We start from the raw sequence: 7215 nt of genomic DNA, 5'->3' as shown, positions 1-7215 counted from the left end.
GAGGCCGCCCACGGCACCGTCACCCGCCATTACCGCCAGCACCAGGCCGGGCAGCAGACCTCGACCAACTCCATCGCTTCGATCTTCGCCTGGACCGGGGCGCTCAGGCACCGGGCCAAGCTCGATGACAACACCCCGCTCGCCAATTTTGCCGAGACGCTGGAACGGGTCATCGTCGAAACCGTGGAAGCGGGCCACATGACCAAGGACCTCGCGTTGCTCGTTGGCCCCGACCAGGGCTGGCACACGACGATGAGCTTCCTCGAGAAGATCGACGAGAACCTCAACAAGGCGCTCGCAGGGTAACTCACCGGCCCGGCGGCACTGGACAAGAGCCGCCGGGCTTGTCACCTCTAGCCCATGTTCTGGCGCGCCCTGTTGCTTCTCATCCTTGTCGTCGGCCTGTCGGTCCTGCTGACCCTGTGGCTCGGCGACGAGGTGCTGATCGCGCTTGGCCTCATTCTCGTGCAACTCAAGGTCATCGGGCAGAAGATCGTCTCGATCGAACTGCCCGCGGTGCTGGTCTGGCTGAAAACGCAAGCGGCGCTTTTCTTCCGGATCGAGCTTTTGAAGAAATGGGTGATGACCACCCTCCTGCCGCTTGTCATGGGATCGGCCCTGCGCAACCGGCTCGATGCGCTATTCCGCCGTTTCAAGGCCGCTGCATCCGACCGCTACGCGCGGATGATGGGCTGGTATGGCGGGCTGGAATGGTATGAACAGCTGGTCGCGGCGCTGATCGTGATCTTCGGTACGCTGGCGCTGTCCGTCAGTTCCATCGGGCTCTGGGTCATCCTCTTTTCCGTCAAGCTGCCCTTCATGATCGCCGCGGGCGTGGGCGCGCTCTGGCGGATGCTGTGGACGACGCTGGCGCGTTGGCTCTTCAAGCTCATCGCCTTCCTGCAACTGGGATGGGCCTGGAAATGGGTCCGGCGCCGCCTGCCCGCAAGCTACCTGGACCAGAAACGCCGGTGGGACTTTCGCGTGGCCCGCGCCGTGGTGCGCCGCCGCCGGATGACCGTACGCCAGTTGCACGAGCAGAAAGACAGCCTGTCACTGCGCCTGTCGTTGATCGCCGGCTATTTCCGCCAGGCCCGCCCCGAGATGCCGGACCCCGAAGGCCCGGAGGATCACAGCGGCAGGTCGTAAAGCGCCATCTGGTCGCCCTCGAACCGGGCGATCTTGCCTGGGCAAAGCGGCGTCCAGTCTGCTTCGCCCATTTCCAGAGGCTCCGACACCACGGCCCAGCCTTTGCGCGTCTCCGACCAGCGGTAATAGACCGTGGGCGAGATGGAATCGCAGGATCCGCGCGCGGCCCACAGCGCCTGCCCGTCGCTGAACGCCGCCGACAGGCGCAGATGCGGCCCCTCGCCATGATCCCGCGACAAGCCGGCCAGCTTGCCCGCCGCCCGCGCCAGTGCACCCGGCGCGTTCTCTTCCAGCCCCTCGGCCAGCGCCAGCAGGAACAGAACCTCGCTGTCGGTGGCCCCCTTGCGGAAACCGTAAAGGTGATCGGGCACCAGCATGTCGGCGCGCTTGCGGAAGGCCTCGAACCCGCCCACCTGGCCGTTATGCATGAAGCTCCAGCGCCCCACCACGAACGGGTGGCAATTATTGCGGCTGATGGCCGAGCCCGTCGAGGCCCGCACATGGGCGAGGAAGAGCCCCGAGCAGACCTGTTCCGCCAGGCTGCGCAGGTTCGGGTCCGACCAGGCCGGGTAGACGTCGCGATACAGCCCCGGTTCCGGCCTTCGGTCATACCAGGCCAGCCCGAAGCCGTCGCCATTGGTGGCGGTCTTGGCCTCGGCAGCGCTCTGGCTCTGGCGGATCAGAGAGTGGCCGGGGCGGCTGACCACCTCGTCCAGAAAGATCGGTTCCCCGATATAGGCGGCCCAACGGCACATTTGGCGGCTCCTTCGCGCGGATCCCTCTTTTCTGCCCCGGATCGGGGGCGGCGAAAAGGGGGCTCAGCGGCCGCGATTATGGGTCCGTTCGTAAAGCCGTGCAGTGATGCGGCTGGCGGTTTTCTCGAACAGGAAGGGCAGCACAGCGTGCACGGCGGCAGCGAAGGCAGCAAGGAAGAGCCAGCCCGAAAAGCGGGCCGCGAAGGCGGCATGTTCAAGATAGCTCTCGTCAACGCTTTGCGGATGATCGGTGAAAAGTCGTGCAATCATGTCCGGCGCTCCCTTGCTGCCCGTTCGCGTGGTGATGTCCGGACATCCTGCCGCGACGCGCCTGCAAAGGGATCCCAAATACTCAACTGATTAGGGGTTCTCATGGGATAATTTCCCAACTATCATTTAAATATGGAAAATTTAGACGCACAGGATCGAAAAATCCTAAACGCGCTTCAACGCGATGCCACCCTGTCGCTCGATGCGCTGGCCGAGCTTGCCGCGCTGTCGCGCAACGCGGTCTGGCGGCGGGTCAAGGCACTGGAGGATCGCGGGCTGATCCGGGCGCGCGTGGCCCTGCTGGACCCCAAGGCGCTTGGGCTTGGGCTGTCGGTCTTCATGCTGATCCGGGCGGGTGCCCACAGCCCCGACTGGTCCACGCGCTTCGCCCGTGCCACGCGCGAGATGCCCGAGATCCTGGCCGCGTATCGCATGACCGGAGAGCTCGACTACCTTCTGCATGCACGCGTGGCCGACATGGCCGGTTATGACCGGCTCTACCAGCGCCTCACCGCGAAGGTCGAGATCGCCGATGTTTCCGCCAGCTTCGTGATGGAAGAGATCAAGCACACCACCGCGCTGCCGTTGTGATCTGCGGCAACGCGGCCCGACGAGGGCCCCGACGGGGCCTGAGGAGGGCCGCCCCCGGTCGACGCCGGCAGGCGGCGAAATCGCCCTACTCGAATTCCTCGACGATCACGAGGTCGCGCTCGGACGCGCCGCGCGCGTGGCTCAGCGCCTCCTGGTAGCGCTCCGATTCATAGCAGGCATTGGCCGCCTCGACCGACGGGAAGCGGGCCACGACGTTTCGCGGGTGGTCGCGGCCTTCCTTCTGGATATGGCGTCCACCGCGCGCCAGGAAGACGCCGCCATGCGCGGCGATGGCCTCGGTCGCGATGGCGGCATATTTCGAATAGGCCGCCTCGTCGGTGACGGTCACGTGGGCGATCCACAGGGCTGATGGCATGTCTTACACTCCCTTCAACAGCGCTTCGGCCGCGGCGATGGCGGCATCCGCCCCGCCGATATCCCTGCCGCCGCCCTGGGCAAAGTCGGGCCGGCCACCGCCGCCCTTGCCGCCCAGTTCCACGACCGCAGCCTTGAGCAGATCCACGGCAGAGATGCGATCCGTCAGGTCAGCACTGACCCCCGCAGCCACCGCCACCTTGCCCCCTGCATCGGCCATGAGCAAGACCGCTGCCTTGTCGCCCATGCGCGCCTTGTGCTCGTCCACCAGCCCTGCCAGGTCCTTGCCAGTCACCCCTTCCAGCACCTGCGGCAGGAAGGTGATCCCGTTGACCTCGCGATCGGCCGGGGCGCCCGCGGCACTGCCACCGGCCATGGCCAGCTGGCGGCGCAGCTGTGCCACCTCGTTTTCCAGCGCCTTGCGCTCGGACATCAGCGCCTGCACCCGCTCGCCCACCTCGGCGGGCTGCGCCTTGAGGCTGCCGGCCACATCGCCCAGCATCCGGGCCTGCCCGCTGAGATAGTCGAAGGCCGCAGCCCCCGTCAGTGCCTCGATGCGGCGCACGCCCGCGCTTGACGCGCTGTCGCCAAGCGCCACGAAGACGCCGATATCGCCGGTCTGGCCCACATGGGTGCCGCCGCAGAGCTCCAGCGAATAGGTTTCGCCATCCGCACCTTTGCCGGACCCGGCAAGGTGGCCCATCGAGACCACGCGCACCTCGTCGCCGTATTTCTCGCCGAAGAGCGCCTGCGCCCCCAGTCCACGGGCATCGTCAGGCGTCATGATCCGGGTTTCGACCGGGGCGTTCTGGCGGATGAAGGCGTTCACCTCCTCCTCGACGCGGGTCAGTTCCTCGGCGCTCAGCCCCTTGGAGTGGCTGAAATCGAACCGCAGCCGGTCCGGCGCATTGAGCGAGCCGCGCTGCGCCACGTGATCGCCAAGCGCGCGCCGCAGCGCCTCGTGAAGCAGGTGCGTGGCCGAATGGTTGGCGCGGATCATGCCGCGACGGCCGTGATCGACCTCCAGCTCCACCGGATCGGACTTCACGATCGTGCCGCGTTCCACCGTCACCTTGTGGGCATAGATCTTGCCATCGGCAAACTTGCGGGTGTCCTCGACCAGTGCCACCTCGTCACGGTCCTCGATTCGGCGGATCACGCCGGTATCGCCCACCTGGCCGCCCGCCTCGCCATAAAACGGCGTCTGGTTCACCACGATCCAGCCCTCACCGCCTTCCGCGATCTTGTCGACAGGCTTGCCATCGACCACCAGCGCGATGACCTGGCCCTCGGCCTTCTCAGTGTCATAGCCCAGGAAATCGGTCGCGCCCGAGGCATCCGCTATGTCGAACCAGACGGCATTGTCCGCCGCCTCGCCCGAACCAGACCAGGCCGCGCGGGCCTTGGCCTTCTGCTCTTCCATCGCCTCATCGAAGCCCGCGGTGTCGACCGCCCGGCCCTTTTCGCGCAGCGCGTCCTGCGTCAGGTCGAGCGGGAAACCATAGGTGTCATAGAGCTTGAACGCCGTGCGCCCAGGCAGCTCTGCCCCGTCGGGAAGATCGCCCAGTTCCTCGTCCAGAAGCTTCAGGCCGCGGTCAAGCGTCTGGCGGAAACGGGTTTCCTCCAGCTTCAGGGTCTCCTCGATCAGCGCCTGCGCCCGGCCCAGTTCCGGGTAAGCCTGGCCCATCTGGCTGACCAGCGCCGGCACAAGGCGGTGCATCAGCGGGTCCTGTGCGCCCAGAAGATGCGCGTGGCGCATGGCGCGCCGCATGATCCGGCGCAGCACGTAGCCCCGGCCCTCGTTCGAGGGCATCACGCCATCGGCGATCAGGAAGGAGGTGGACCGCAGGTGATCGGCGATCACCCGGTGATGGACGTTCTTGTCACCATAGGGGTCGACGCTGGTGGCATGGGCCGAGGCCTCGATCAGCGCCTTGAACAGGTCCGTGTCATAGTTGTCGTGGCTGCCCTGCAACAGCGCGCCGATCCGCTCCAGCCCCATGCCGGTGTCGATCGACTGCATGTCCAGCTCGCGCATCGAGCCGTCCTCGAACTGCTCGTTCTGCATGAAAACGATGTTCCAGATCTCGATGAAGCGGTCGCCATCTTCCTCAGGGCTGCCCGGAGGTCCGCCCCAGATATGATCGCCATGATCGTAGAAGATCTCGGTGCAGGGGCCGCAGGGACCGGTCGGGCCCATTTGCCAGAAATTGTCAGAGGTCGCGATACGGATGATCCGGCTTTCAGGCACGCCCACCTTCTTCCAGATCTCGAAGGCCTCGTCATCGGTATGGTAAACCGTCGTGTAGAGCCGGTCCTTGGGAATGCCGAAATCCTTGGTGATCAGCTCCCAGGCGAATGGAATGGCCTCGTGCTTGAAGTAGTCGCCAAAGCTGAAATTGCCCAGCATCTCGAAGAAGGTGTGGTGGCGCGCGGTGTAACCCACGTTGTCGAGGTCGTTGTGCTTGCCGCCCGCGCGCACGCATTTCTGCGCGGTCGTCGCCCGCTTGTAGTCGCGGTGTTCGACCCCGGTGAAGAGGTTCTTGAACTGCACCATGCCCGAGTTGGTGAACATGAGCGTCGGATCGTTGCGCGGCACCAGCGGCGAGCTGGCAACGATCTCGTGTCCATTGCGGGCGAAGTAGTTGAGGAAGGTCGAGCGAATGTCGTTCAGGCTGGCCATCTGGCAGGGCCCCTTTCCGGCAGGCGAAGTGGCAAGTTTTCAGCGATGTAACCCCCACCCGGCCCTCTGTCCACAGGACAAAGCGGCCACGCGGGTGCTGAAACGCGAAAGGCGGCCCATTCGGGGCCGCCTTTCCGTGTGAAGCTGCGGGGGAAGGTCAGTCCTCGACCATGTCCCCGTCGTTGTCATCCATGTGGAAATCGAGCCCATGCGCGGCGCGGATCTTGTCCTCGATCTCGGTGGCCACCGGGGCATTGTCCTTCAGGAACTGCTTGGCATTCTCGCGGCCCTGGCCGATCCGCTCGTCCCCATAGGAATACCAGCTGCCCGATTTCTCGACCACGCCGGCCTTGACCCCGAGGTCCAGCAATTCGCCGGTCTTGGAAATGCCTTCGCCATACATGATGTCGAATTCGACCTGCTTGAAGGGCGGGGCCACCTTGTTTTTCACCACCTTGACGCGGGTAGCGTTGCCCACCACCTCGTCGCGATCCTTGATCGAACCGATGCGGCGGATGTCGAGGCGCACGGAGCTGTAGAATTTCAGCGCGTTGCCGCCCGTGGTGGTTTCGGGGCTGCCGAACATCACGCCGATCTTCATGCGGATCTGGTTGATGAAGATCACCATGCAGTTCGAGCGCGAGATGGAACCCGTCAGCTTGCGCTTCGCCTGGCTCATCAGGCGGGCCTGCACGCCGACCGAGCTGTCGCCCATGTCGCCTTCCAGTTCCGACTTCGGCGTCAGTGCCGCCACCGAGTCGACCACGACCATGCTGACCGCGCCCGAGCGCACCAGCGTGTCGGTGATTTCCAGCGCCTGTTCGCCGGTGTCGGGCTGGCTGATCAGAAGCTCGTCCAGATCGACGCCCAGCTTCTTGGCATAGAGCGGGTCAAGCGCGTGTTCGGCGTCGACGAAGGCGCAGACACCGCCCTTTTTCTGCTCTTCCGCGATGCAATGCAGCGTGAGCGTCGTCTTGCCCGAGCTTTCGGGACCGTAAATCTCGATGATCCGCCCCTTGGGCAGGCCGCCGATTCCAAGCGCGATGTCGAGCCAGAGCGAACCGGTCGAGGTCGCCTCGATCTCGGCCACCGGGTTGTCGGCGCCCAGTTTCATGATGGAGCCCTTGCCGAACTGACGTTCGATCTGGGCCAGGGCGCTGTCGAGCGCCTTTTGCTTGTCTGCGGATTTACGGTCGGTCATGTCGAGAAGGTTTGCCACTGCCATGTTTCCGGCTCCTTATTCCATACCGCATGTCCCGCGGCAATGATGCTCATGTTCGCCTCTTGTTCTCTCACTTCTTTTGAGACCAAAAAGAGAACATTTCAAGTAAAATCTTGTGGACCCCAGTTTTTACATGAAGGGTTAAGGAAGCGTTTAAGTTAGGGGTGACT

General features: G+C 64.6%; 8 protein-coding genes. 3 read left to right on the top strand and 5 right to left on the bottom strand.

What is annotated here, in order from left to right:
* Nucleotides 1-306: isocitrate/isopropylmalate family dehydrogenase (locus tag ACEQXV_RS12895; RefSeq protein WP_370269542.1), on the top strand; the 306-nt coding region annotated here is incomplete at its 5' end.
* 72 nt (nucleotides 307-378) lie between these two features.
* Nucleotides 379-1149 (top strand): hypothetical protein, encoded by a 771-nt coding sequence (locus ACEQXV_RS12890; RefSeq protein WP_372525810.1) that lies wholly within the window; start codon nucleotides 379-381, stop codon nucleotides 1147-1149.
* Here ACEQXV_RS12890 and ACEQXV_RS12885 read toward each other — a convergent pair.
* The gene (locus ACEQXV_RS12885; RefSeq protein ID WP_370251635.1) at nucleotides 1131-1904 is read right to left on the bottom strand and encodes a class II glutamine amidotransferase; all 774 of its coding nucleotides are present in this window, start codon (nucleotides 1902-1904) and stop codon (nucleotides 1131-1133) included. The genes ACEQXV_RS12890 and ACEQXV_RS12885 overlap by 19 nt on opposite strands.
* A gap of 63 nt (nucleotides 1905-1967) precedes the next feature.
* Nucleotides 1968-2174: a DUF6356 family protein gene (locus tag ACEQXV_RS12880; RefSeq protein ID WP_370251637.1), complete on the bottom strand. Its 207-nt coding sequence runs from the start codon at nucleotides 2172-2174 to the stop codon at nucleotides 1968-1970.
* Nucleotides 2175-2306: 132 nt separating this feature from the next.
* On the opposite strand from ACEQXV_RS12880, the gene ACEQXV_RS12875 reads away from it, so the two are divergent.
* Nucleotides 2307-2765: an Lrp/AsnC family transcriptional regulator gene (locus ACEQXV_RS12875; RefSeq protein ID WP_370269541.1), complete on the top strand. Its 459-nt coding sequence runs from the start codon at nucleotides 2307-2309 to the stop codon at nucleotides 2763-2765.
* A gap of 85 nt (nucleotides 2766-2850) precedes the next feature.
* On the opposite strand, the gene ACEQXV_RS12870 is transcribed toward ACEQXV_RS12875, so the two are convergent.
* From ACEQXV_RS12870 to recA, 3 genes are all read right to left on the bottom strand, one after another.
* Nucleotides 2851-3141 (bottom strand): DUF1330 domain-containing protein, encoded by a 291-nt coding sequence (locus ACEQXV_RS12870; protein ID WP_370251639.1) that lies wholly within the window; start codon nucleotides 3139-3141, stop codon nucleotides 2851-2853.
* Between the two features lie 3 nt (nucleotides 3142-3144).
* Nucleotides 3145-5823, bottom strand: a complete 2679-nt coding sequence (gene alaS, locus ACEQXV_RS12865; RefSeq protein ID WP_370269539.1) for an alanine--tRNA ligase — start codon at nucleotides 5821-5823, stop codon at nucleotides 3145-3147.
* A 157-nt stretch (nucleotides 5824-5980) separates the two neighbouring features.
* Nucleotides 5981-7048 (bottom strand): recombinase RecA, encoded by a 1068-nt coding sequence (gene recA / locus ACEQXV_RS12860; RefSeq protein WP_370269538.1) that lies wholly within the window; start codon nucleotides 7046-7048, stop codon nucleotides 5981-5983.
* Between the last annotated feature and the right edge of the window lie 167 nt (nucleotides 7049-7215).

This window comes from Nioella sp. (genome assembly GCF_964229645.1).
Lineage (GTDB): Bacteria > Pseudomonadota > Alphaproteobacteria > Rhodobacterales > Rhodobacteraceae > Nioella.
Note: the sequence above shows the minus strand (reverse complement) of the source record. Positions and strands in the feature narration are given on the sequence as shown.

What these genes read in the sequence shown, in the direction of transcription:
- ACEQXV_RS12885 (WP_370251635.1), bottom strand. Translation starts at nt 1,904, where the DNA reads ATGTGCCGTTGGGCCGCCTATATCGGGGAACCGATCTTTCTGGACGAG.
- ACEQXV_RS12880 (WP_370251637.1), bottom strand. Translation starts at nt 2,174, where the DNA reads ATGATTGCACGACTTTTCACCGATCATCCGCAAAGCGTTGACGAGAGC.
- ACEQXV_RS12875 (WP_370269541.1), top strand. Translation starts at nt 2,307, where the DNA reads ATGGAAAATTTAGACGCACAGGATCGAAAAATCCTAAACGCGCTTCAA.
- ACEQXV_RS12870 (WP_370251639.1), bottom strand. Translation starts at nt 3,141, where the DNA reads ATGCCATCAGCCCTGTGGATCGCCCACGTGACCGTCACCGACGAGGCG.
- alaS (WP_370269539.1), bottom strand. Translation starts at nt 5,823, where the DNA reads ATGGCCAGCCTGAACGACATTCGCTCGACCTTCCTCAACTACTTCGCC.
- recA (WP_370269538.1), bottom strand. Translation starts at nt 7,048, where the DNA reads ATGGCAGTGGCAAACCTTCTCGACATGACCGACCGTAAATCCGCAGAC.